General features: G+C 73.1%; 21 protein-coding genes. 12 read left to right on the top strand and 9 right to left on the bottom strand.

Features of this window, described 5'->3' with window-relative positions; all coding sequences use genetic code 11:
* Window positions 1-221: 221 nt before the first annotated feature.
* The 4 genes from JOL79_RS27390 to JOL79_RS27375 are packed head-to-tail and all read left to right on the top strand — an operon-like array spanning window position 222 to window position 7,999.
* The gene (locus tag JOL79_RS27390) at window positions 222-1,154 is read left to right on the top strand and encodes an ABC transporter ATP-binding protein (protein WP_210158780.1); all 933 of its coding nucleotides are present in this window, start codon (window positions 222-224) and stop codon (window positions 1,152-1,154) included.
* Entirely contained in the window at window positions 1,151-1,891 is a 741-nt protein-coding gene (locus tag JOL79_RS27385) for an ABC transporter ATP-binding protein (protein WP_307848760.1), read from the top strand. Before JOL79_RS27390 ends, JOL79_RS27385 begins: the two co-directional genes overlap by 4 nt.
* Window positions 1,860-5,201, top strand: coding sequence for an FtsX-like permease family protein (locus JOL79_RS27380; protein WP_307848759.1), 3,342 nt, complete (start codon window positions 1,860-1,862; stop codon window positions 5,199-5,201). The genes JOL79_RS27385 and JOL79_RS27380 overlap by 32 nt, the downstream gene beginning before the upstream one ends.
* Window positions 5,198-7,999, top strand: a complete 2,802-nt coding sequence (locus JOL79_RS27375) for an FtsX-like permease family protein (protein WP_210158779.1) — start codon at window positions 5,198-5,200, stop codon at window positions 7,997-7,999. The genes JOL79_RS27380 and JOL79_RS27375 overlap by 4 nt, the downstream gene beginning before the upstream one ends.
* 52 nt (window positions 8,000-8,051) lie before the next feature.
* On the opposite strand, the gene JOL79_RS27370 is transcribed toward JOL79_RS27375, so the two are convergent.
* On the bottom strand, window positions 8,052-8,930 hold the full coding sequence (locus tag JOL79_RS27370; RefSeq protein ID WP_210158778.1) for a LysR family transcriptional regulator: 879 nt from the start codon (window positions 8,928-8,930) through the stop codon (window positions 8,052-8,054).
* A 114-nt stretch (window positions 8,931-9,044) separates the two neighbouring features.
* On the opposite strand from JOL79_RS27370, the gene JOL79_RS27365 reads away from it, so the two are divergent.
* Complete coding sequence (locus JOL79_RS27365; protein WP_210158777.1) at window positions 9,045-10,505, top strand: GNAT family N-acetyltransferase; 1,461 nt, start codon at window positions 9,045-9,047, stop codon at window positions 10,503-10,505.
* Here the strand turns inward: JOL79_RS27365 and JOL79_RS27360 are convergent.
* Window positions 10,438-11,106 (bottom strand): HAD family hydrolase, encoded by a 669-nt coding sequence (locus JOL79_RS27360; protein ID WP_210158776.1) that lies wholly within the window; start codon window positions 11,104-11,106, stop codon window positions 10,438-10,440. The two genes, JOL79_RS27365 and JOL79_RS27360, sit on opposite strands and share 68 nt — an antisense overlap.
* 121 nt (window positions 11,107-11,227) lie before the next feature.
* Window positions 11,228-11,605, bottom strand: coding sequence for a cupin domain-containing protein (locus JOL79_RS27355; protein WP_210158775.1), 378 nt, complete (start codon window positions 11,603-11,605; stop codon window positions 11,228-11,230).
* 60 nt (window positions 11,606-11,665) lie between these two features.
* Here JOL79_RS27355 and JOL79_RS27350 point away from each other — a divergent pair, with 60 nt between their 5' ends.
* Window positions 11,666-12,136: a MarR family winged helix-turn-helix transcriptional regulator gene (locus JOL79_RS27350; RefSeq protein WP_210158774.1), complete on the top strand. Its 471-nt coding sequence runs from the start codon at window positions 11,666-11,668 to the stop codon at window positions 12,134-12,136.
* A 221-nt stretch (window positions 12,137-12,357) separates the two neighbouring features.
* Here JOL79_RS27350 and JOL79_RS27345 read toward each other — a convergent pair whose 3' ends face one another.
* Window positions 12,358-13,338, bottom strand: a complete 981-nt coding sequence (locus JOL79_RS27345) for a GlxA family transcriptional regulator (RefSeq protein WP_307848758.1) — start codon at window positions 13,336-13,338, stop codon at window positions 12,358-12,360.
* 276 nt (window positions 13,339-13,614) lie between these two features.
* On the opposite strand from JOL79_RS27345, the gene JOL79_RS27340 reads away from it, so the two are divergent.
* The 4 genes from JOL79_RS27340 to JOL79_RS27325 all read left to right on the top strand — a co-directional run bounded on the left by JOL79_RS27340 (window position 13,615) and on the right by JOL79_RS27325 (window position 16,399).
* The gene (locus JOL79_RS27340) at window positions 13,615-14,253 is read left to right on the top strand and encodes an HD domain-containing protein (RefSeq protein ID WP_210158773.1); all 639 of its coding nucleotides are present in this window, start codon (window positions 13,615-13,617) and stop codon (window positions 14,251-14,253) included.
* Between the two features lie 74 nt (window positions 14,254-14,327).
* Window positions 14,328-15,380, top strand: coding sequence for a methyltransferase (locus tag JOL79_RS27335; protein WP_210158772.1), 1,053 nt, complete (start codon window positions 14,328-14,330; stop codon window positions 15,378-15,380).
* A 55-nt stretch (window positions 15,381-15,435) separates the two neighbouring features.
* Complete coding sequence (locus JOL79_RS27330) at window positions 15,436-15,927, top strand: hypothetical protein (protein ID WP_230985583.1); 492 nt, start codon at window positions 15,436-15,438, stop codon at window positions 15,925-15,927.
* A 109-nt stretch (window positions 15,928-16,036) separates the two neighbouring features.
* Entirely contained in the window at window positions 16,037-16,399 is a 363-nt protein-coding gene (locus JOL79_RS27325; RefSeq protein WP_210158771.1) for a gamma-glutamylcyclotransferase family protein, read from the top strand.
* Window positions 16,400-16,488: 89 nt separating this feature from the next.
* Here the strand turns inward: JOL79_RS27325 and JOL79_RS27320 are convergent, their stop codons facing one another.
* Entirely contained in the window at window positions 16,489-17,058 is a 570-nt protein-coding gene (locus JOL79_RS27320; protein WP_210158770.1) for a DinB family protein, read from the bottom strand.
* Window positions 17,059-17,153: 95 nt separating this feature from the next.
* Here JOL79_RS27320 and JOL79_RS27315 point away from each other — a divergent pair, with 95 nt between their 5' ends.
* On the top strand, window positions 17,154-18,107 hold the full coding sequence (locus tag JOL79_RS27315) for a helix-turn-helix transcriptional regulator (RefSeq protein ID WP_210158769.1): 954 nt from the start codon (window positions 17,154-17,156) through the stop codon (window positions 18,105-18,107).
* A 69-nt stretch (window positions 18,108-18,176) separates the two neighbouring features.
* Here the strand turns inward: JOL79_RS27315 and JOL79_RS27310 are convergent, their stop codons facing one another.
* The gene (locus JOL79_RS27310) at window positions 18,177-18,548 is read right to left on the bottom strand and encodes a DUF5997 family protein (protein ID WP_210158768.1); all 372 of its coding nucleotides are present in this window, start codon (window positions 18,546-18,548) and stop codon (window positions 18,177-18,179) included.
* A gap of 45 nt (window positions 18,549-18,593) precedes the next feature.
* On the opposite strand from JOL79_RS27310, the gene JOL79_RS27305 reads away from it, so the two are divergent.
* On the top strand, window positions 18,594-19,334 hold the full coding sequence (locus JOL79_RS27305; protein ID WP_307848757.1) for a LysR substrate-binding domain-containing protein: 741 nt from the start codon (window positions 18,594-18,596) through the stop codon (window positions 19,332-19,334).
* Between the two features lie 47 nt (window positions 19,335-19,381).
* On the opposite strand, the gene JOL79_RS27300 is transcribed toward JOL79_RS27305, so the two are convergent.
* The 3 genes from JOL79_RS27300 to JOL79_RS35175 form a co-directional block, all read right to left on the bottom strand.
* Window positions 19,382-20,170 (bottom strand): oxidoreductase, encoded by a 789-nt coding sequence (locus JOL79_RS27300; RefSeq protein ID WP_210158767.1) that lies wholly within the window; start codon window positions 20,168-20,170, stop codon window positions 19,382-19,384.
* Window positions 20,171-20,260: 90 nt separating this feature from the next.
* Window positions 20,261-21,052, bottom strand: a complete 792-nt coding sequence (locus JOL79_RS27295; protein WP_210158766.1) for an alpha/beta hydrolase — start codon at window positions 21,050-21,052, stop codon at window positions 20,261-20,263.
* 236 nt (window positions 21,053-21,288) lie between these two features.
* On the bottom strand, window positions 21,289-24,090 hold the full coding sequence (locus tag JOL79_RS35175) for a helix-turn-helix transcriptional regulator (protein ID WP_210158765.1): 2,802 nt from the start codon (window positions 24,088-24,090) through the stop codon (window positions 21,289-21,291).
* Between the last annotated feature and the right edge of the window lie 3 nt (window positions 24,091-24,093).

Raw genomic sequence — 24,093 nt, 5'->3', positions numbered from 1 at the left:
TCCGGACGACGATCACATTAGGAAGACCCGCTCCGCCGTTCTGCGCACAAATCCACACAACAGCCCGAACGTGCACAACGACACACAAGGCCGCGTCTTCCGGGGCCAGGCTGCCCACCGTCACTCCGGAGCCCTAATCAGTGTTATGGGCATTGGCCCGGACACATCGGGACCAATAGAGTCTGGTCCCGATGTCAGCGCCGCCGGACCGGAGGAGGGGGATGGCCACCACACCACTGTCCCTGCCGCAGCCGCCGCCGAAGGCTCCGGAGTTCGGCCGGGACGCGCTGATCGTGTGCGAGAGCCTGGTGCGGATCTACCAGTCCGGATCGATCGAGGTGCAGGCTCTGCAGGGGCTCGACCTGCTCGTGGAGAGCGGCGAGATGGTCGCCGTCGTCGGAGCGTCCGGGTCGGGCAAGTCGACCTTGCTCTCCATCCTCGCCGGGATCGACGCGCCCACCGCGGGACGGGCCCGCGTCGACCGGTGGGACCTGCTGTCGATGTCCCGTGCCGACCGCGTGCGCTATCGGCGGCACACGGTCGGATTCGTCCGGCAGCAGACGGCGGCCAACCTCGTGCCGTATCTGACCGCGCGGCAGATGATCGACCTGCCGATGACGGCGGCCCGCACGCCGGCCCGCGTCCGCCGGGCTCGCGCGGCAGAACTGCTGGACGCCCTCGGCGTCGCCGACCTCGCCGACCGGCGGCCCGCGCAACTGTCCGGCGGACAGCAGATGCGGGTCGCCATCGCGGTGGCCCTCGCCAACGAGCCCCGCGTCCTGCTCGCCGACGAGCCGACCGGCGAACTCGACACCGCCACCTCAGCCGAGGTCTTCGGGACGTTGCGCGAGGTGAACCGGCGTCTCGGGGTCACCGTCGTCGTCGTGACCCACGACCCGGCGGTCAGCGGCCAGGTCGAGCGGACCGTGGCGATCCGCGACGGGCGCACCAGCAGCGAGGTGCTGCGCCGTACGGCCACCGACGCCGACGGCGACACGCGGGTGATCGCCGAGGAGTACGCCGTGATGGACCGCGCGGGACGGGTGCAGGTGCCGCGCGACTACCGTGAGGCGCTGGCGCTGACCAGGCGGGTCCGGCTGGCGCTCGAGGCCGACCACGTCGCGATCCGCCCCGACGCCGGCGAGCACACGTGAGCGCCGCGCCGAGCACTGAGCCGAACGCCGGGCCGCTGCTCAGCGTGCGCGGCGTCCACCGGAGTTTCGGCGCCGGGCCCTCCGCCGTCCACGCTCTGCGGGACGTGTCGTTCGACCTCGCGCCCGGCACCATGGCCGCCCTCATCGGCCGGTCCGGCTCCGGGAAGACCACACTGCTCAACGTCATCGGCGGTCTTGACCGCCCGGACTCCGGGACCGTGCTCGTCGACGGCACCGACGTCACGGCCCTCGACGAGGACGGACTGTCCCGGCTGCGCCGCGACAGGGTCGCGTACGTGTTCCAGACGTTCGGCCTGATCCCGGTGCTGTCGGCCGCGGAGAACGTCGGCGCCCCGTTACGGCTGGCCCGCGTGCCCGCGGCGGAACGCGAGCGCCGCGTCGAACTGCTGCTTGAGCTGGTGGGCCTGGCCGACCACGCCCGGCAGCGTCCGGGCGAGCTGTCCGGCGGCCAGCAGCAGCGGGTGGCGATCGCGCGCGCCCTGGCCGCGTCGCCCCGGCTGCTCATCGCCGACGAGCCGACCGGGCAACTCGACGCGGAAACAGGCCTTTCCGTCATGGCGCTGCTCCGCGGTGTGGTGGAGTCGGAGGGCGTGACGGCGCTGGTGTCCACGCACGACCCGACGATGGTCGCGCTGGCGGACCGGGTGATCCGGATCGCCGACGGACGCCTCGAAGGACAGCTCGGTGAGCAGGCCGGCGGGCAGGACGTCACGTGACCGTCCGGAGTCGCCCGTGCTGAGGCTGCTCGCCCGCCGCGCCCGCGCGCAGTGGCCGCTGCTGGCCGCCCTCCTGGCGGTCGCCATGGTCGGCCCCACCCTGCTGGGCACCTGCGCCCTGCTCCTCACCCGCACGGCTGACCGGGCGCTGGAGGCGGCGGCGTCCCAGGCCGCCGCGGACCGGGTCGACGTCACCGCCTTCACCGTCACCGTCCGCGGCCCGGACGCGCGGTCCGTCGCCGACGACACCCGGGGCGTGCTGACCTCGGCGCTCTCCCCGTTCGCCGTGACGACCGCCGCGCGCGCGTCGTCCGTGATGCGGTGGCTGCCGCGACCCGCGCGCGCCACAGCACGGGGAGCGGGTCAGGCGACGGGGTCCGGTGGATCGGGCGTCCCCACCGAGACCTACCTGTCGGCCGTGGAGGACCTGACGGCCCGCGCCCGGCTGACCGCCGGACGCTGGCCAAGGGCCGGGACAGCCGGGGCCGGGGCCGCGCCGCCCGCGTCTCCGATGGAGGCGGTCGTCCTCGAACCCACCGCGCGGCTGCTCGGCCTCACCCCCGGCAGCCGGGTCCACCTCGGCGCGGAGCTGTCCGGCGAACACGCCGAAGGGCTCGACGTCATCGTCGTCGGGGTCGTGCGGCCGCTGCCCGGCGCGGGCTGGGAGCGCGACCCGCTCGCCGCAGCCGGATTCGACCTCGCCTACCACGACGGCCGGTCGGTCCAGCCGGTCCACGCCTACGGGCCGTTCATCGTCGACCTGGCTGACCTGCTCGCCGGCGGCTCCACCGTCGACCGGCTGGAGATCACCGCCCATCCCGACCTGTCCGCCCCCACCACCCGCGACCTCGAGGCCGTCGCCGTCGCCGTGCTGGGCGCCGACCGCAGGCTGGCCCACGTCCTCGGCGACCGGATCCAGATCGAACGGGTCGCGTCGCAGCTGCCGTCGACCCTGATCGCCGCCCACGACCAGCAGCGGGTCACCGCCGCCGCCGTGCTCACCGTCGCCGTCCTCGGCGTCGCCCTGACCGCGACCGCCCTCGCCCTGGCGGGCCGGCTCACCGCCGGCGTACGCGCCGAGGAGACCGCCCTGCTGTCGTCGCTGGGCGTCGGCCGCGGCCAGTTCGCCGTCACCGCCACCGTCGAAGCGGGCGCGCTCGCCGTCCTCGCCACCGCGGTCGCGGTCCCCGCCTCGTCCGCGCTGCACGCCGCGCTGACTCACCTGCCGCCGCTGGCGGGGGCCGGGCTCGCCGCCCGTCCGGCCGTGACCGGCGTCCAGGTGCTCGCCGTCGCCTGCGGTGCGCTGGGGCTCGCGGCGCTGCTCGTCGCCCTGTCCGTACGGCCCGCCTCCACGGGCGGCGACCGCCGGCACCGGCGGGAACTGCTGGCCCGCTCCGGGGCCGACCTGCTCCTCGTCGCGTTCGCCGCCGTGGGGTGGTGGCAACTGCGCGACCAGCCCACCGGCTCCGGCTCCCCCGCCGACACCGTCCGCGTGCTCGCTCCGGCGCTGCTGCTCACCGCGGGCTCCGCGCTGGCGCTGCGCCCGGTGTGGCCCACGCTGCGCGGCGCCGACCGGCTGGCCCGCCGCGCCCGCGGGCTGGTGCTCCCGCTGGCCGCGTTCGAGGCCGCCCGCAGACCGCAGGCGATCGCCGCGGGGCTGCTGATCGCCCTGGCCTGCGCCGCCGTGACGTTCGGGATCGGTTTCGACGCGACGTGGCAGCGTTCCCAGCACGACCAGGCCGATCTGTCCGTCGGCACCGACCTCGCCCTCACCCTCACCGCCCCGCCGGACGCCGGGCAGGGCGCGGCCGTCGCCGCGGCCACCGGAGGAGCGGTGAGCCCGGCCACCAGCCGGGGCATCGCGGTCGGGCAGTGGCTCGGCGCCGCGGGCGACGCGCCGCGGCTGGTCGCCGTCGACACCGCCCGGGCCGAGGACCTGCTGCGCGGCCGGCTGACCGACGGCCGCGGCTGGACGGACCTGGGCGCCTCCCTCGCGCCCTCGACCGGCGTCACCGGCGTCCCCGTCCCGGCCGGCGCCGCGCTCACCCTGACCGGGACGGCGACCGGCGCGATCCCGCTCACCGTGACCCCCCGGCTGATGTTCCAGGACGCCACGGGCCTGCGGACCTCATGCGCGGGGACGCCCGTCCCGCTCGACGGCAGGGCGCACCCGCTGCCCACGTGCGCGACGGCGGCGGGGCTACGGCTGGTCGCGGTGTCTCTCCCGTTCGCGGCCGACACGGGACAGGGCAACGTCGGCTTCGGCTACTCCGACTCCCTGGAGGGGGGACCGGGCCCCTTTGGCGCCAGCCGCGTCGCCGTCACGCTCACGGTGCCGGGGGCTCCCGCCTCAGCCGTCTCGGCGCCGGGGTCGCCGTGGACCGCGACCTCCGTCGCGCCCGCTCCCGGGCAGCTCGCCGGCCCCGCCGTCACCCTCAGCGGCGGCCCTTCGGGCGTCCGGCTGAAGATGACCACAGGTGTCGAGCTCAAGGGTCCCCCGGACGCCGCCCGCACCTTGGTCGCCACCGCCTTCCCGGTGCCGGGACCGGTCCCCGTCGCCGTCTCCAGCCGCTTCGCCGGCCAGGTCGGCGCCCGGCCCGGCTCCCGGCTCAGCCTCACCGTCGGACTCACCGCCGTCCCGGTCCGGGTGACCGAGGTGGTGCCCACCGTCCCGTCCGCGCCCGGCGCCGCGGCCATCCTGGCCGACCTGGACGCCCTTTCCCGCGCCCTCGTCGTCGCCGGTGATCTCAGCTTCCCCGTGGACGCCTGGTGGGTCGGTCACCCCACCCGGGCGGACGCCGCGGCGCGTGCCACGGCCCTCCACCTCGGCCCGGTCATCACCCGGGCGTCCGAGACCGCCCGCCTCTCCGCCGGCCCGCTCCGCGCCGGGCTGCCGGCCGCGCTGCGGCTGCTCGGCCCGGCCGCGGCTCTGCTCCTGCTCGCCGGCGTCCTGCTGCATGTGACCTTCGACCTGCGCAGCCGCGCGATCGAGGTGGCGCGGCTGCGGGGCCTCGGGATGACCCGGCGCGAGGTCCGTGCCGTACTGCTCGGCCAGCACGTCGGCATCCTGCTTCCGCTCCTGGCGGCGGGCGCGGCCGTCGGCGGGCTCGCCACCCGCGTCGTCGCGCCCCTGCTCGTGCGATCGGACACCGGGGCCGCGCCCGTCCCGGCCGCCCTGCCCGTCTGGCCGTGGACCACCGAGGCCGTCGCGCTCGCCCTGCTGCTGGCCGCGTGCACACTCGCGGTCACCCTGGTGATCGTCGTCCAGGCCCGCCGCGTCGACGCCGCGCACCTGCGGGTGACGTCGTGAGGTGGCACGCCGCCCTGCGGGTGCCCGATCACCGGCGAGCCCTGCCGGCCCCGCACTGGCCGAGCGTCCGGGGCCGCGCCCGCGCCGACGCCGGTCCCCTGCTGCTGGCCGCCGCCGTCGTGGCGGTCGTCACCCTGCTCGCGGGCGCGGTGCCGCCGCTGCTGACGGCCACGGCCGGCGACGCCGTCCAGGACGCGGTTCGCCGTTCAGGACGCGACAGCGACCTCCTGGTCCACGCCCGTCTGGAACGCGACGACGGGGTGAACGGCGGGCGGATGCGCACGCCCACCCTGGCCGAGGACATCGACGACTTCCGCGACAGGGCCGTGGACGCTCTCGGTCCGGGCCTGCGCGCCGCCATGCGCCCGCCCGTCGCCACCGTCACCAGCCCTGTACTCAAGATCACTGATGGCAGCGTGCTGCGCACCTTCCAGCTCGCCTATCTGGCCGACGACCGGAAGTCCGGCGGCGGACCTCACGTGACCTGGATCGCGGGCGGCCCGCCCCCGCCTTCGGCCGGCGGGGTGGACAGCCGTGCCGAGGTCCCGTACGAGGGGGGTAAGCCCTGGCGGGTGCAGGTCGGCCTCTCCGAGGCAGACGCCGCGGCGCTCAACGTGCGTCCCGGCGCGCGCATCCCGCTCGCGGACGACCAGGGCAATGTCAAGGACGTCCAGGTCAGCGGCGTCTTCCGGGCGACGGACGGCGCCGATCCCGCCTGGGGGCTCGCCCCTTCGCTGCTGCGTCCCGTCTCCGGCGCGGACGGCGTGGGCACGACCCGGTTCACCGGGCTGCTGTCGCGCGAGTCGCTGCCCGACGCCCGCCTCGCCTTCGGCCCGGACGACCTGCAGCGCACCGTCTGGTTCGCCCCCGACCCCGGCAAGCTCACCTGGGACTCCGCCCACACGATCGGCGCGAAGGTGGTGGCGCTCAAGGCGACCTCCGGCTCCTCCGGCGCCATCGACGGCTCCCTGAAATGGGAGACACGGCTCGACGACGTGCTGCGAAACGTCCGCGTCCAGGTGGCCGCCGCGTCCGCGCAGGCGTCCGTCCTGCTCACCGGCGTGCTGGCGGCCGCGGTTCTGGTGCTGCTGCTCGCCGCCGACCTGCTCGTGCGCCGCCGCGCCCCGGCGCTCGGCGCCGCCCGGCAACGAGGGGTCGCCCTGCCCGACCTCAGCATTGAGTTGCTGCTCGAATCGGCCGTGATCGCCCTGTCCGCCGCGGCCGCCGGGCTCGCGCTGGCCCGTGCGGTCGCCCCCGGCGCCTCGTGGGCCTGGGTGATCCCGGTGGTCCTCGCCGCCGCCGTGGCCGGCCCGGCCTTCGGCACGCTCGCCGCCGCCCGTGCCACCCGCGACCGGCGGGTCCCGGCCAACCGGTCCGCGCGCAGCTGGGCCCGCCACACCGTACGGCTGCGCCGCGCCGCCCTTGAGGCCGCGGTGGTGATCGCCGCGATCGCCGCCTTCGTCTCACTGAGCCAGCGCGGCATCGCCCCGGCCGCGGACGACGCGGCCGGCCTGGGGCTCGGGCCGGTCGGCGGCGGTGCGCTGCCCGCGAGCGCTCCCGCCCTGGGCGTCCTCGCCGGCACGCTCGTCCTGCTCCGGCTGATGCCCGCAGGGACGGGCCTCGCGCTCAGGCAGGCCCTGCGCTCTCGGCGCCCGCTGGCCGTGTTCGGCGCCGCGCGGGCCGCCGCGACGTCCGCCCGCGTGCTGCCGCTCCTGGTCCTCGTGACGTCGGCCGCCCTGACGTCGTTCGCGCTCACCCTCGACGCCACCGCCGTGCGGGGCCTGGAGGACGGCACGTGGCGCACCGTCGGAGCCGACGCCCGCCTCGACGTGCTCCCCGGAGCCACCGCCTCCACCCCCGGACTGGTCCGGCGCGTGGCCGCCGCGCCGGGTGTCGGGCAGGTCGTCGCCGCCCAGGTGACGGACAACGTCCGATTCGCCGCCGATTCGCTGGTCGACAGCCGGCGGCTGGTCGTCGTGGACGCGTCCGCGTTCCGGCGGCTGCTGACCTCCACTCCCCTGCCGGACGCCCCGGCGCTCGCCCGGCTCAGGGGAACCGGTCGCGGCGATGTCCCCGCCCTGGTGCGCTCGGACGACGGCGGACCACCCGAGGGCACGCGGCTGCAGCTGCTCCGGGACGGCGCCCCGTCCATCCGGCTCACAGTCGTCGGTACGGCGCCCGCCGTCGGCGACGCCGGTGACGTCGTCATGGTGGACGCCGCGACCCTCGCCGCCGCGGGCATGCCGTCCGTACCGGACACGATCTGGGTGCGCGGCCCAGGAGCGGCGCGGGCGGCCGCCGCGAACGCAGGCGCCGCCGACGTCGTGCTCCGCGACGACCTGCTGCGGGCCCGCCGCGCCGCGCCGCTGACCTCGGGCCTGCTGCGGCTGGCGTGGGCCTCGGCCGCGACGCTGCTGGCCCTGGGCCTGCTGGGGCTCCTTCTCGGCGCGGCCGCGAGCGCGCCGGAGCGGTGGCAGACCCTGACCCGGCTGCGCACCCTCGGTCTGCGGCCACGGGACGCCCGCTGGGTCGCCGCGGGAGAACTGCTGCCGCCCGTGCTGGTCGCCGCCGTGGGAGGTCCGCTGCTCGGCGTCCTGCTCGCCCGGCTGACGCTCGGCTCTCTCTCGCTGCGGACGCTCACCGGGCAGGCCGCCGATCTCGCCCTGGTGCTCCCGTGGTGGCGGCTCGCTCTGGTGACCGCCGCGTTGCTCGCGACGGTCGCCGTCGTGGTGCCCGCCGAGTCGGCGCTACGGCGCCGCAGGCGGCTGAGCGAGGTGCTCCGCGTGGGCGACGGGTAACGCTCGCGGACATCGTCCGGAACGGACGGCCCGCCGCGGGTTCGACGGCGCGTCAGCCGCCGAGCAGGCCGAGCACGGCGCCGACCGCCGGGGTCGCGGTGCGGACCAGCGCGTAGGTGCTCCGGGTGATCGCGATCGTCGAGATGGGGCGGAGGACGACGCCCTCGGGCACGCCGACCACGGCGGCCACCACTTCGGGAACCAGCCCGACCCCCAGCCCCTCGTGGACCATGCGGAGGACCAGCGCGTAGTCGTCCGCCGTGTGGATGACGTCCGGACGGAAGCCGGCCAGCGCGCAGGCCCGGTCGAGCATCTCGTGGTCGGTGGTGCCGTGGGTGCCCGCTATCCACGGCTCGCCGGCCAGCAGCCGGAGATCGACTTCGCCGGTCGCGGCCCGATGGCCAGAGGGAAGGGCGATCAGGATGGGTTCGGCCCCCAGGAGCCGCAGGGACACTCCGGGCGGGAAGTCCTCGGGGATCAGGTTGTAGGTGAAGATGATCGCGAGGTCACAGCGGCGGTCGCGGAGCGCCTCGACCGCCTCCTGGGGTTCGAGCTCGTGAACGCTCACGCGGAGTTCCGGATGGCGGCTTCTGGCGGCCGCGACGGCCGGCAGCAGGCGGTGGACCGCGGCCGTGGCGAAACAGGCCACCCGGACGGGCCCCCTCGGCGTCGCGGCCGAGCGGAGGTCCTCCTCGGCAGCGTCCAGCGCGTTGAGCACGGTATGCGCGTGCCCGACGAGGCGCCGGCCCTCGGCCGTGAGGCGTACGCGACGCCCGGCGCGTTCGAACAACGGCACCTTGGCCTCGCGTTCGAGCGTGGCGAGCTGCTGGGAGACCGCGGACGAGGTCATCCCGCAGACCTCCGCCACGGCCGTCATCGTGCCGTGTTCGGCGAACTCCACCAGAAGACGGAGCCGCGTGGGGTCCAACATCAAGGAAGCCTTATAGATCTGCGCGGAAACACTAAGTGGACGTTGCGAATTGGAGCATACGAGACTGGTGACCGTCCAGGAATCGTCACGCGGATCGTCAGGCGAGGGGGCACGGTGTTAACCGTCGTCGAGGTTCCCCAGTGGCAGGGGTCGCTGTCACCGACGGCGCCCAGGCTGGTCGAAGGCGCCTCCCGCCTGGCCGCCATGATCCCCGAGTCCCGGCACATCCGCGTGGACGCCGGCGGCACCCTGGCCGACACCGCCCGCGCGGTCAGGCGGGCGCTGCCCCGGGACGGCTTCGTCGTCACGGTGGGCGGAGACTGCGGCGTCGAGCTCGAACCGGTCGCCGCCGCACTGCGCCGGTACGGTGACCGCCTGCGCCTCGCCTGGTTCGACGCCCACGGCGACCTGAACACGCCCGGCACGTCGCCGTCGGGCGCGTTCCACGGCATGATCCTCCGTACGCTCCTCGGTGAGGGCCCGGCCGATCTGGTGCCCTCACCCGCGCTGCGCCCTGAGCAGGTCGCGCTGGCCGGGACCCGTGTCCTTGATCCCCCGGAGGCCGACTACATCCGGCGAGCGGGCGTCGGCGGCCTGTCCACTGTCGACGGGAACGCGGCCGTCTACATCCATGTGGATCTCGACGTCCTGGACGGCATCACGTCGGTGGGCTATCCGGAGCCCGGCGGCCTCTCCCCTGAGGCGCTGACTGAGGCGATCGCCGAGCTCGCCGCCCGAAACGAGATCGTCGGGCTCGGCATCACCGAATACGCGCCCCGCGACCCGCGTGACGAGCGGATGCTCAGGCGCCTCGTCCCCGAACTCGTCCGGCTGTGCGGCGCGTCCCGTCCGGAACGGATCGAACGGCGCGCGGCCGTCGCCTGGCCCGCCCGGCACGTCGAGGAACGCGACGGATGGCTCCTCCGTCACACCCCGGGCGTGAGCCGCAAGCGCCTCAACTCGGCGCTCCCGCTGCCCGGCGCCACCGCGTCGATCCCGGCGCTGGAGTCCTTCTACTCCGAGCGGGGACTTCCGGTGACCGTGCAGGTGAGCCCCGAGGATCGTCATCGGGGGCTCGACACGCTTCTCGCGGCCCGCGGCTACTCCGCCGTGGCCAGAACGCTCGTCATGGCGGCCGAGGCGAAAACCGTCCTGGCCGCGGCCGCCGATCCCGGCGGGATCGAGCGCGTGGACGACCACACCCGGTGGCCGGAGCTGTTCAGGGCGGTCGGCGGCCAGACGGACGATGTGGACGTCATCCAGAGCGTCGCGCCCCGAGCGGGCCTCTTCGCCAAGGGCGCCACGGGTCTCGGCGCGGCCATCGTGGAGGACGGCTGGACCGGCGTTTTCTGCCTGGCCACCCACCCCGATCACCGGCGCGAAGGCGTGGCGAAGGCGATCATGGCGGCCGCCGCGCTGTGGTCGCAGGAGCGGGGCGCGCCCCGCCTCTACCTCCAGGTCGAAGAGGACAACGCGCCGGCCCTCGCGCTCTACTACGGCCTGGGCTTCACGCTGTCGCACCGCTATCACTACCGCCGTCGCGCAGGATCTCGATGGCCTGGAGCACGTCCGTGACCACATGGTCGGCCTGGTTGTCGGCTCGCCGCTCGGCCCTCCGGTCGATCCAGATCGTCCGGAGCCCCACCCCACGCCCGCCGGCGATGTCGGCGGTGAGGTTGTCGCCGATCATCCAGCCGCCGTCGAAAGACGTGCCGCAGCGCTTGGCCGCGATCTCGAACAGCCCGGCCTCCGGTTTGCGGATGCCCTCGGCTCCCGAGATCGCGTAGGCGTCCACGGCCTCGGCCAGCCCGGTCCGCTGTATCTTCGCGAGCTGGTTTTCCGGCGTCCCGTTGGTCACGATCGCGACGCGCCACCCCGACGCCCGGAGCCGGGCCAGGCCGTCGAGCACCTCGGTCCGGCAACGCACGAGGTGGGGCACGCGCCGCCGATATCCGCCCACCAGTTCATCGACCGTCTGGGTCAGGGCGAGGTGCTCGCGGACCTGGGTGAAGAACTCCTCACGATGGGGATTGCCCTCCCGGTTGAGGCCGATCAGCCACTCGAACGCCTCTGGCCCCAGGCCGTGCGCGCCGATGAACTCCGTGGCCCACACCCCGAAGGCGTGGTCCAGATCTATCAGCGTGTTGTCAAGATCGAAGAGCGCAAGACGTCGCACGCCCACATTCTTCCGGCAGCGCCGCCGATCGCGCCATGGGCCGTGACGCGGCCTCCATCGGCCGTTCCTTCCGGACAGCGGGTCAGCCGCGACCGGACCGTCATGTGCGAGATCGTGCCGCTTACGCGATCCAGGGCGGCACCCCGTAGACGGTGCCGTCGGGCAGGATCGCCTGTGCTCCCGCCGCCGAGGTGACGACGGCGCTGTAGCCGGCCTCGGGGCCGGCCATGACACGGCGTGGGGTGGCGGCCGGAATGACCACCGTGTCGCCGGGCCCAACGGTGATCTTGTCGTCGCCGAGCTCGATGCTCGCGGCCCCCTCCAGGAAGGTCCACACCTGCTCGGTGTCGAAGTCGTGCAGCGGGCCGGCCGCGCCCGGGAAGGCGTCGACGCGCCACAGAGAGCGTCCGGCGTCGCCCTGCGTGGGCGAGGCGAAGGTCGTCATGACGCCGCCGGGAGTCTCGGATCGGCGGGCTTCGGCGGCACGGATGACAGACATCGAAGTGATCTCCTAAAATGGACAATGTCGTTGTCCATATCGTCAACCAGGTTGTCTATCGTGTCAAGTGACGCCCCGGGCTTCGAGCTCCCCCTGCGGCTGTTCATGGCGTTCCGCGTGCTCATCGACGAGCTGCACGCCGAGCTCGCCCGGCAGGGACACCCCGACATGCGGCCGATGTACGGATTCGTGCTCCAGGCGATCAGCCGCGGCAGCGCGACCGCGGTCGACCTGGGGCGCACGCTCGGCGTCTCCAAGCAGGCGGCAGGCAAGATGATCGAGGCACTCGAGCGGGTCGGCTACGTGGAACGCAGTCCCGACCCCAAGGACACCAGACGGAAGATCGTCCGGCTCACCAGGCACGGCACGGACGCGCTGGCACGTTCTGCGCAGATCTTCGACGCCATGCGGAACCGGTGGGCGAAGACCTTGGGTCACGAGCGGCTCCGGGCGCTGGAGGCCGACCTGCGTACGATGACGCCGCCGGATCTCTGGCGGCTCGACGTGCCCGGATGGTTCGGCGGCCAGTGAACCTGAGTCAGCGGGGAACGACCTGCGCGCACACCCGGGAGATCGTCGAACGCGGCCGACGCGTCCATCGTGATCACCGCCCGGCGGCGATGAGGACCCCGGTGTCCAGGATCAGGCGTCGGGCCACGTACGCCTCATCGCATCGCTGATCATCTCGCGGGCCGCCGATCCGAGACGCCTCGGTGGGGCATCCGCTCGTCGCGGGCGTGCTCGGCCTTGTCTCACTGATCCGCGTTGACGCGGCGGGCCGTGCCGAACCGGCGCTGGTAGGCGGCGGGGCTGATCGACAGCTTCCTGGCGAAAACCCGTCGCAGGCTCTCGTAGCTGGGGAACCCGGCGAGGGTGGCGGCCTCCGTCGCGGTGTGCCCCTGGTCGAGCAGCGCCCTCGCCATGTCGAACCGGATGTTCTCCACATAGCGGGCCGGAGTCGTGCACAGCTCGTCATGGAACAGCCGAGTGAGGTGCCGGGTGCTCACGTTGAGGTGTTTCGCGAGTTCGCCGAGCGAATGATCCTCGCGGGGATTCGCCGTCACCAGGTCGGTGATCTTGCGGAGCGCCGGCGAGCGGGGCGGCGGTCCTTGCAGCGGCGCCGAGAACTGGGACTGGCCACCCGCGCGCTGCATGTACACCACCAGGGCGCGGGCGACGTCGCGCGCCAGGCCCGGCCCGTGATCCTCTTCGACGAGGGCGAGCGCCAGGTCGATGCCGGCCGTCACCCCCGCCGACGTGTACGTGGTGCCGTCGCGAACGTAGATCGCGTCAGGCTCGACGCGGCACGTCGGACACCGGGCGGCGAGCTCGTGCGCGACCTTCCAGTGTGTGGTCGCGCGCTTGCCGTCGAGGAGTCCTGCGGCGGCGAGGACGAAAGCCCCGGTGCAGATCGACGCGACCCGGCCGGCGACAGCCGCCGGAATCCGTACGGCGTCCGCCAGGTCGCCGGGGACACGGGCGCGCGGATAGAAGTCAGATCCGGACACCATCAACGTGCCGGCAGCCGGCTCCGCGGAGACGCCGCCGTCCACGGCCATCCGGACCCCGAGACTCGACGTGACGTCCGCGCCGGTCGGCGACAGCAGCACGATCCGATAGTCGGCGCCGAACCGGTTCGCCTCCTTGAAGACCTCCGCGGGACCGGCGACGTCCAGCAACGTCACTCCGTCGTAGACGATGATCGCGACGCGATGGGGAGCGGGGGTCGCCACTCCGGTCGCTCCCGAGCCGGATCCGCGCGGTGACCAGCCGGGTTCCGGCGACGACGAACGCCGACCGATCGGCGACACGCGAGGCATGGACACCGTTCATTGGTAGCACACCGTTACCGAAGATCACGGGGTTGGAGCACCCGGCTGCGATCTCACCTGTCTGGATATAGGTGATTCCTGGCCGTACGAAGGCGGCGGCACGTGTGGGTCGGCGAGCAGCATGGAAGTCGGACATACGGCCACGCAGCCGACACGCCTCCTGGAAAGTCAGAGGTCATGCCAGAGGTCATCGCGGGCCTGGAGATTCCTGAGACGGCGGCGGTCGCCGATGCGACCCGGCTGATCCAGGAGACGACCAGCCCGCTCATCTATCACCACTCCCGGCGGGTCTTCTTCTTCGGCCTGATCCACGCTCACCAACTCGGCGTGGAACCGGACCCGGAGCTGCTCTACCTGGCGGCCATGTTCCACGACACCGGCCTGCTGACCCCCTTCTCCGCGGTGGAACAGCGCTTCGAGGTCGACAGCGCCGACCACGCGCAGAAGTTCCTCCTGCAGCGGGGGTTCCCGGCGGCCGCCGCCGAGACCGTCTGGACGGCGATCGCGCTGCACACCACCCCGGGCATCCCCGGCCGGATGGCCCCGGAAATCGCGACCACCCACCTCGGGGTCCTGACCGACATACTCGGCTTCGGCCTGGACGGACTGGAACGCGATCAGCTCGACGAGATCCTCGCCGTCCACCCGCGAGGGGACTTCAAGAACGAGTTCCTGCGCGCCTACCTCGACGGGCTCAAGAACCGCCCCGAGACGACGAACGGCACCGTGAACTCCGACGTGCTCGAGCACTTCATCCCCGGCTTCCGGCGGGTGACGACCGTCGAGCGCATCCTCGGCTCGCCCTGGCCGAGCTGACCGCGGGTCGCGGACGACCAAACAGCATCTGTGATCACGCCCTCAGACCATGAGATGACATACGGAGCACCATGATGGAAACGCCCGAGACAGCGCCGGGAGACGAGGACGCGGCCCAAGAGCGGGAGCGCGACTTCGGCAGGCTGTTCCAGATGATCACGGGCCACGCGGTGGCGCAGCTCGTCCGGACGGCGGCGGCCCTGTCGATCGTCGACCACATCGCCGCCGGGGCGCGCACCGCCGATGAGGTCGCCGGACGGGCGGCCACCCATCCGGCCACGACCTACCGCCTGATGCGGGCGTGCGCCTCGATCGGGCTGCTCGCCTACGAAGGGGACGGCAGGTTCGCCACCACCTCGATGGGAGAGCTGCTGCGTGAGGGGGTCCCGGGTTCGATGCGCGACACCACGCTCCACCTCGCGGGCTACTCGACCTGGGTGAGCTGGGCCCACCTTCCCGACGCCGTGCGCGAGGGCAGGACGCAGGTGTACAAGGCACTGGGCACCGACCAGTTCACCTATTTCTCCCGGCATCCGGAGGAGGGCGACGCCTTCGCCTCCAGCGGGTCAAGCATGTCCGAGATCGTGGCCGCCGAGGCGGCGAGCATTCTCGATCTCTCGGGTGTCTCGTCGGCCGTCGACGTGGGCGGCGCCAACGGCCGGCTCGTGCTGGGGCTGATGCGGGCCAATCCCGAACTCCACGGCATCGTCCTGGACATGCCGCATGTGACCGCCGCGGCGGTCCGTACCGCCGAGGAGCTCGGCCTCTCGGACCGCTTCAGTGTGGTGGAGGGTGACTTCTTCCACGAGGTGCCCGCGGCGGACCTGTACCTGCTCAAGTGGATCCTGCACGACTGGGACGACGAGGCATGCGTGCGCCTTCTTCGCAACTGCCGTGCCGCCGGCCGGCCCGGAGCGCGTGCCGTCGTCTTCGAAGTCGTGCTCGGCGAGGTCGGTACGCCGGACTTCGGCGCTGTGGCCGACATGAACATGCTGTCGGTCACCGACGGAGGCCGGGAACGCCACCTGCACGAGTACGACGCCCTGTTCACGGCCGGGGGATGGCGCAGGGTCTCCGCTCGGCCCACCCGCTCACCGCTCTGGATCATAGAACTTGAGGCCGTCTGACAGCTGATCTCCTCAGGAGAACCTTTCCCGGCGATTCGGAGTCAAAGCAGTCATGATGAAGAAGATGATCGGGACCTCGCTCCTCGCCGGCTCGCTGCTGGTCTCCGGCGCCACCGCGGCGGCGGCGGCCCAGACGAAGCCGACACTGGGTCCCTACGGTTACGGCGCCGTCAAGCTCGGCATGACCGTCAAGCAGGCCAAGGCGACGGGGGACGTCGTCAAGAAGATGCCGGGCGGCGGCGGTTGCTCCGGCTGGGACCTGAAGAAGTTCCCGACCCCCAAGAACTCGGTGGGCATCTACATCTCGCCGAACGTGGGCCTGGCCGCCATCTTCGCCGCGAAAGGCATGAAGACCCCGGAGGGCATCAAGATCGGCTCCACCGCCCACCAGTTGAAGGCGGCGTACCCGCACATCAAGAAGGACATCCACGGCTTCTACGTGATCACGGTCCCCACCAACAAGAAGGCCTACTACACCTTCACCGTTTCGCACAGCAAGGTCACCGAGTACGGCATCGCGCTCAAGAAGCAGGACTGTTTCAACTAGTGGAGCAGGTCCTTACGGGCGGATGTGGGACCAGTGCCCGGAACCGGCCTCGCCTGTGCCGGGCGGTCCCACGCAGATACGTGTCCGGTCGCCTCGAGATGATGGCCGTATGGCCGACTACCCTGTCGTTCTGTTCTCCTACGGCACCCTGCGGCAGCGCGAGGTGCAGCTGTCGGTGTTCGGCCGCGAGGTGGCCGGCACTCCGGACGCGCTGCCCGGCTATCGGCTGTCCATGGTGGAGATCACCGACCCGCATGTCATCGCGGTCAGCGGGGCCACCCATCATCCGATCCTGCAGGCCACGGGAAACGCCGATGATGTCGTCGAGGGCACCGCGCTGCGCCTGAGCGAGGACGAACTCGCCGCAGCCGACGAGTACGAGGTCGACGACTACCGGCGTGTCCTTGTCCCGCTCGCATCCGGCCTGCGGGGCTGGGTGTACACGGCCGATGACAACGGCCCGAGCACATGACGGCGAGTGACCGGCGAACGCCTCCTCATGCGCCGCCTGCCGCATGAGAGACCGGTTCGCGAGGTTGGCGGCCGCGTCCGATGGGGGTGTCAGCCCATGCTTTTAGCGCCGTCGAGGGATTCGCGGATGATGTCGGCGTGGCCGGCGTGCTGGGCGGTCTCGGCGATGATGTGCATCAGGACCCTGCGGGCCGACCACCGCGCGCCGGGCTCGAACCACGGGGCCTTGGGCAGCGGCTGGGTGGCGTCCAGGTCGGGCAGGGCGGCGACCAGCTCGTCGGTCCGGCGGGCGACCTCGGCGTAGCCGGCCAGCACTCCGGCCAGCGTCTCGCCGGGCAGCAGCCGGAACCCGTCGGCCCACCGGGCCAGGTCGGCCTCGCTCATGGCGGTGAAGTCACCCAGAGCCGACGGGCCGTCCAGGAGGAAGTCCGCCCAGGTCCGTTCGACCGCCGCGACATGCTTGATCAACCCGCCCAGGCACAGCTCGCTCGCGGTCGTCCGACGCCCGGCCTGCTCGTCGGTGAGGTCGCGGGTGGTGAAGCGCAGGAAGTGCCGCTGGTGGGCCAGCATCGCCAGCAGGTCGGCGCGCTCTCCGGGGACGGCGGGCGCGTCGGGGAGGTCGCGGGTGGTCGGCTCGGTGAGGGTCGTGGTCTCGGGCATGGGCGCGGCCTTCCGTTGTCCTGTTCGTCGGTCAGGACCCACGCTAGGCCGCATAACGGTCACTTTCTGACCTGAATCGACGGAAGAATCAACGCATGGCGAACACCAGCACCCGGACGCTGCGGCTGCTGTCCCTGTTGCAGACCCACCGCTACTGGCCGGGCACCGAACTGGCCGAGCGGCTGGGGGTTTCGGCCCGCACCCTGCGCCGGGACATCGACCGCCTGCGCGAGCTGGGCTATCCGGTCGAGGCGCGGCGCGGCGTGGACGGGGGCTACGAGCTCGCCGCGGGCGCGGCAGTGCCGCCGCTGGTGATCGACGACGAGGAGGCGGTCGCCCTGGTCGTGGGATTACAGGCCGCCGCGCAGAGCGCGGTGGAGGGCGTCGCCGAGTCCTCGGTGCGAGCGCTGGCCAAGGTGGTGCAGGTGATGCCGGCCCGGCTGCGGCGCCGCGTGGAGGCGCTGCGTGCGATGACCGTGTCCGCCGGCTGGGACGGCTCGGCGAGGGCGGACATCGACCCGGGCCTGCTCACCGCGGTCGCGCTGGCCTGCCGGGACAGCGAACAGCTCCGTTTCTCCTATACCGCCGCCGGCGGCCGGCACACCGACCGGCACGTCGAACCGCATCGGCTGGTCTGTCTCGGCCGCCGCTGGTACCTGGTCGCCTACGACCTCACCCGGCACGACTGGCGCAGCTTCCGGGTCGACCGGCTCGCCGCGCCACACGGCACCGGTTCCCGGTTCAGGCCCCGGGACCTGCCCGTCGCCGACGCCGCCGAGTTCGTCCGGGACGGCCTGGACAACCTGCCCCGCCCGTATCGGGTGGAGGTCCTGGTCGACGCCCCGGCCGCGACCGTGCGCGAACGGATCGGCAGGTGGAGCACAGTCGAGGAGGTCGACGCCGGGCACTGCCGGGTGCGCATGACCGCCGACTCCCTGGACTGGCCGATCATGGGACTGGGCTCGCTCGACGCCGATTTTCGCGTCCTCGAACCGCCCGAACTGCGCGAACAGCTCCACAGCTGGGGCGCCCGGTTCAACCGGGCCTAGGCTTTGATCCGCATTCGGCGGTGGACGCGCGGGCGGAGCAGCGCTACGTCTCCCTCGACGCCGAGTCGCCTAGCGCTGCTTGAGGCGGAGTGCCTCTTTGCGGGCCTCGGCCTGGACGGTCCGCTCGCGCTCCAGCCACGGCGGGTTCTCGGCCTTCAGCGCGTCGATCTCGGCGGTGGTGAGCGGTCCGGTGATCCCGCCTCTGATCAGGCCGGAAGTGGAGACCCGGAGCTTCGCGGCGACGACCTGCTTGGGGTGCGGGCCGTTACGGCGCAGGTCGGCGAGCCACGCGGGCGGGTTGGACTGCAACTCGTTCAGCTCGTCCCTGGAGACGACACCCGCCTGGAACTCGGCGGGAGTGGCCGAGAGGAGGACACCCAGCTTCTTGGCCGCGGTCGCGGGCTTCATCGTCTGGATGGTCTTCGGTTTCGGCGAGCTCATGGCACCAAGAGTAGTCGGTTCCCATGACGTCAGTACCCTGAGGAAGTGACTGATGGGGAGACCGGCAGGGTGTTCCGGCTGGCGTACGTGCCCGGGGTGACCCCCGCGAAATGGGTCAACGTCTGGACCGAGAGGATGCCCGGCGTGCCGATCGCCCTGGTCGCGGTTCCCGCCGCCGAGGTGGTGGCCCTGCTGCGGGACGGCGGCGCCGACGCCGGATTCGTCCGGCTGCCGGTCGACCGGGACGGGCTCAGCGTGATTCCTCTCTATGTCGAGACCACGGTGGTCGTGGTGCCCAAGGACCACGCGGTGGCCGCCGCCGACGAGGTTGCCGTCACCGACCTGGCCGACGACGAGGTGTTCCATCCTCTGGACGACACCATCGAGTGGGAGATCCGGCCCGGACTGCCCTCGTTCACCCGCCCGGCCACAACGGCGGGCGCGGTCGAGCTGGTGGCGGCCGGCACCGGGCTTCTCCTGGTTCCGCAGTCGCTGGCCCGCCTCCACCACCGCAGGGATCTCACTTACCGGCCGGTGGCGGACGCGCCGCAGTCTCAGGTCGCGCTTGCCTGGCCCACGGACGCGACCACCGACCTGGTGGAAGATTTCATCGGCATCGTCCGCGGCCGGACGGTGAACAGCTCGCGGGGCCGTACCCCCGCCTCGCCCGCTGCGAAACCAGCACAGCGGCAGGCACAGAAACCCGCACAGAAAGCCACACAGAACGGCTCCGGCCGCCGGGCCGTGCCGACCGGCCGTAAAAAGAAGGGCCACCGGCCTCGGTGACATGAGCGATCGTCACGACCCGTCGATCAGGCGTTCGCGTGCCCGGGTCACAGAGTGCCGATCAGGCCGCCGTCGATGACGAAGTCCGCGCCGGTGACGTTGCCGGCGCGCTCACTGGCGAGCAGGACGACGAGGTCGGCGACCTCGTCCGGGCGGGTGAACCGGCCGGTGACCGAGTCGGCGGCCGCCTGCTCCGCCACCGCGTGCGACTCGCCGCCGTTGTGGCGGGCGAGCGTGGCGGCGACGCCGTCCGCGCCGAGCCACAGGTCGGTGGCGACCGGCCCGGGGCTGACGGTGTTGACCCGGATCCCGTGCGGGCCCAGCTCCTTCGACAGGGACTTGCTGAAACTGGCCAGGGCCGCCTTCGCGGCGCTGTAGTCGATCACCAGTGGGTCTGGCAGCGACGCGTTGACCGAGCTGACGGACACGATCGTGCCGGCGCCGCGGCCGAGCATGAGCGGCAGCGCCTCGCGGGTGGCGCGCACCGCGGACAGGAAGTTGACGGTCAGGGTGGCGAGCCAGTCCACGTCGGTGACGGACGCGAAGCCGCCGGTACGCGGGTGTACCGCGCCGACGTTGTTGACCAGGATGTCCAGGCCGCCGAAGGCCTCCCGGGCGGCCTCGACCAGTTCGGCCGGGCCGTCCAGGGTGGCGAGGTCCACCGCGACCGGGCGGACACGGCCCTCCGCCGCCAGCTCGGACAGCTCGGCGCTGATGTGCCGGGCTCCGGCGGTCACGCTGACGCCCTCCGCGGCGAGCGCTCGGGTGATCGCCAGCCCGATGCCCTTGCTCGCGCCGGTGACCACGGCGGTCTTGCCTGACAGGTGCAGATCCATGACGGGCCTTTCTGCGGTACGCGGCCCCGCCTCTGGGGCGGGGCCGCATGCGTGCTCAGCGGACGTTCTGGTCCGATCGGTGAATCTCGTTCAGAGCGACTGGCGGGCGAGCCAGGCCAGCGTGACGTCGGCGACCTCGCGCCAGCCGCTGTCGATGGTGAGCGAGTGCGCCCGGTCGGGGAATTCGTGGAAGTCGGTGACCGCGGCGGAGTGCCGGTACTGCTTCAGGGTGGCCAGGGTGACGGCCTCGGGCACGGTGTGGTCCCGGCCGCCGGTGATCAGCAGCAGCGGGCCGCGGCCCTCGTTCCCGGTCGCCACCTTGGCGGGCGAGTGCGGGTCGAAGTTGGCCGTCGCGGCCTCGAACAGCGGCTTCCCGGGAGCCGGGATGCTCCAGCGCCGGTACAGCTCGCCGGATTCCTCCTCGGAGACGGCGTTGCCGAAGGCGTACCGGAACTGATCCTCGGTGAGTGACACGGCCCGGTTGCGGTTGGCGGGGTTGCGGAACACCGGGAGCGCCGAACGCAGCGCGGTCAGCGGCACCGGCAGCACGCCCTTGATCTGCGCGGCGTCGATCGCGACGGCGGCGACCGCGAGGTCCATCCCGAGCAGCTTCTGGGCGATCATGCCGCCGAACGAGTGGCCGATCAGGATCGGCCGTTCCGGCAGACCATTGATGATCTTCGCGTAGTGCTCGACGACGTCGTCGATGCCGTGACCGGCGATGGAATCGGGATTCGCCCGGGACTCCTCGACGGTCGCGCCGTCTCCGGGCCAGCCGGGCGCGCTCGGCGCGTAGCCGGCCTCCTCGAACAGGTCGATCCAGGGAGTCCAGGAGGTGGCGTGCAGCCACAGTCCGTGGATGAAGATGACAGGAGTGCTCATGGTGACCTCTCAGCAGGTGATCAAGCCGAAGGCGGGGGACCCGCGACGTGGAGCCGGGACGTCTCGGCTGAGGCGACGATCGCCAGGATCAGGACGCCGTAGGTGTGCGGATCCTGAGCGAGCACCGTTTCCTCCCCTGCGTCGCCTGGACCGGTCGTCCTGGTCGTCCCAATGGAACCGCGCGGGGGCGGGCCGCCGAATCAGGGAAACACCCCAGTGTGTCCGGAAGCCGGGGGTCAGCCGGCGGGGCCGTCCTTGAACAGTTCGCGCAACTGCCGCCGGGAGGTGATCCGCAGCTTCCGGAAGACCTTGGTGAGGTGATACTCGACGGTCGAGGTGCTGACGTACAACCGCCGGGCGATCTCCGCGTTCGTCGCGCCCTCGGCGGCGAGGGTGGCGATCTTGGTTTCCTGGGGGGTGAGCACGGGGCCGACCGGCGCGGCCGGGGGCGCGACCCGCTCGCCGGCCGCGGCGAGCTCCACCCGGACGCGCTCGGTGAAGATCCCGGCGCTCATCGCGGAGAACATCTCGTACGCGGTACGCACCTGCGCCCCGGCCTCGCCGCGGCGCCGCTGTCGTCTGAGCCATTCGCCGTACAGCAGGTGGGTGCGGGCCAGGTCGGTGCGCATCCGGGTCTGCCCGAGCAGTTCGAGCGCCTGCCGATAGAGCGGCTCCGCGGCGTCGCCGAGCTCCTCGCCGAGCAGCGCACGACCGCGCGCGAGCAGACCGAGCCCCCAGGGCATGCCGCTGATCCGCGCCCGCTCCTCCAGCCGCGCCAGCGCCTGTCGTGCCGTGTCGGGGTCGCCGGCCCGTATCGCCGCCTCGATCAGATCCGGGAGCACCCGGTTGCCGTGGCCCGGCGGGTCGCGGTCGAACAGCGGGCGGGCCCGGTCGAGTGCCTCACGGTAGTTACCGAGGCTCACCTCCAGCACCGTCATGGCCAGGGCCGCCTGGTTGACCAGGGCCGGGATGTTCTGGGCCGCGATGACGGCGATCTGGTCGGCGGCCGCGCGGGCCTCCTGCTCCCGGCCCTGCCAGACCAGCTGCTCGATCTGCCACTGCGGGCCGCCCAGCGGCGTCACCCCGCTCATCGCGTACAGGTCGAAGTTCTCGGCGTAGTGGCCGTCGGCGACGGCGATCCGGCCCGCGCGCAGCTCGCTGCCGGCGAGCAGGGTGAGTGTCACCCGGAGCGCGTGCAGCGCCCCGCTCTCGCGGGCGGACGCCGCCAGCCGGCGCAGCAGCGCGGAGCGGCCCTGCTCGTCCCAGAGCTCGTCGGCGGCGAGCGCGCCGAGCAGCGCGAGCGGCATGCCCTCCTCGCTGAGCCGCTCCGCCGTGCACAGCTCGCCGACCGCGGCCCGCATCGGCGCCGCCGCGGCCGCGTACCCGGCCGTGACCCGCGTGGCGAACGCCCGGGCCAGCAGGTCGGCCGCCGTCCCCGCCGGATCGGCCGGTACGGCGAGCACGGCACGGGCCACCTCGAGCGGCGTGGTGCCGACCGTGTGCTCAAGCGCGACCATGGCGGTCTCCATCGCCTCCCGGAGCATCACCCGGGTCAGCCGCTCGTCCCGGCCGCCGAGCGCGGCGACGGCGTCCATCAGGATCGCGGGCGCGTGCGCCACCTGGTCGTCGTAGTTGGCGACGGCGGCGCGCAGCCGCTCCCCCATCGCCCGGGCGACCGGGGTGTGCAGCATCGGCCGCGCCTGGTCGAGCAGCCGGCGAACCGCCGCGATGTCGCCGGCGACCAGGAACGCCCCGGCCGCGGCGAGCAACCGGCCGCCGCGCGCCGACGCGTCCGGGCTGAGCTCGGCGGCGCGGGCCAGGAAGGCGGCCTGGGCGGTGTAGCCGCCGCGCGCTCCGGCCCTCTCGGCGGAGGCTTCCAGGTCCCGGGCGACGCCCTCGTCGGTGCCCGCGGTGGCGGCGGCGAGGTGCCAGGCCCGGGTGTCGGGGTCGCGCACGGGGTCGCTGGAGTCCGCCAGCGCGCGGTGCGCGCGGCGGCGATCGGCCGGCGTGGACGCGTTGTAGACCGCGGCCCGGATGAGCGGGTGCCGGAAGGTGACGCTGCCGCCCGCGAGGTCGCCGAGCAGCAGGATGCCCTCGGCGAGTGCCGGGTCGGCGTCGACCGGCGACATGCCCAGCAGCGCCCCGGCCCGCCAGAGCAGCGCCTGGTCGTGCGTGGGCGCGATCGAGGCGACGAGCAGCAACTCCCTGGTGGCCGGGGGCAGCGCCCGGACCTGCCCCAGGAAGTACGTCTCCAGGTGGGCGCCCAGCGGGAGCCGTACCGGCAGCTCGGTATGGCCCGCGAGCTGCTCAGGAGAGAGGGCGGTGGCGAGGGTGATGAGCGCGAGCGGGTTGCCGTCGGTCCGCTCCACCAGCCGCTCGGCCACCGCGTCGTCGAGCGGCCCGGCGACGCACTCCGCGAGCAGCCGCCGGGCGGCCGCCCCACGCAGCCCGCGGACGGGGTGCACCGGCAGGCCCTCGAAGAGAGCGGCGCCGGATTCACGTGACGCGACGAGCACCCCGACCCCCTCCGCGTGCAGCCGCCGGCCGACGAACGCGAGCGCCTGGGCGGAGTCGCGGTCCAGCCAGTGCGCGTCGTCGACGAGGCAGAGCAGTGGCCGATCGGACGCGATCTCGGCGAGCAGGCTGAGGGTGGCGAGACCGATCAGGAACTGGTCCGGCGGGGGGCCGTGCATCAGCCCGAACGCGCGCTGGAGGGCGTCGCCCTGGGGGCCGGGAATCCGTTCGAGCCGGTCGAGGAACGGCGCGAGAAGGTGGTGCAGCGCGGCGAAGCCGAGCGGAAGCTCGGACTCGACGCCGGAGATGGTGAGCACCCGCAGCCCCGCGGCCGAGGCCGCCGCGGCCGCCGTCTGCAGCAGCCGGGTCTTGCCGACGCCCGGCTCGCCGGCGAGGAGGAGCGTGTCGCTGAACCGATCGCCGAGCCGCCGGATCATCTCGTCGATCGCGTGTCGCTCCGCGTCCCGGCCGTGCAGCGACGCGGGCGCCGGCCGGGGTCCCTGAGCGGTGACGTCGTCGGACACGAT

Source organism: Microbispora oryzae (assembly GCF_017896165.1).
GTDB classification, from domain to species: Bacteria; Actinomycetota; Actinomycetes; order Streptosporangiales; family Streptosporangiaceae; genus Microbispora; species Microbispora oryzae.
This window is presented reverse-complemented; position numbering and strand designations above follow the sequence as displayed.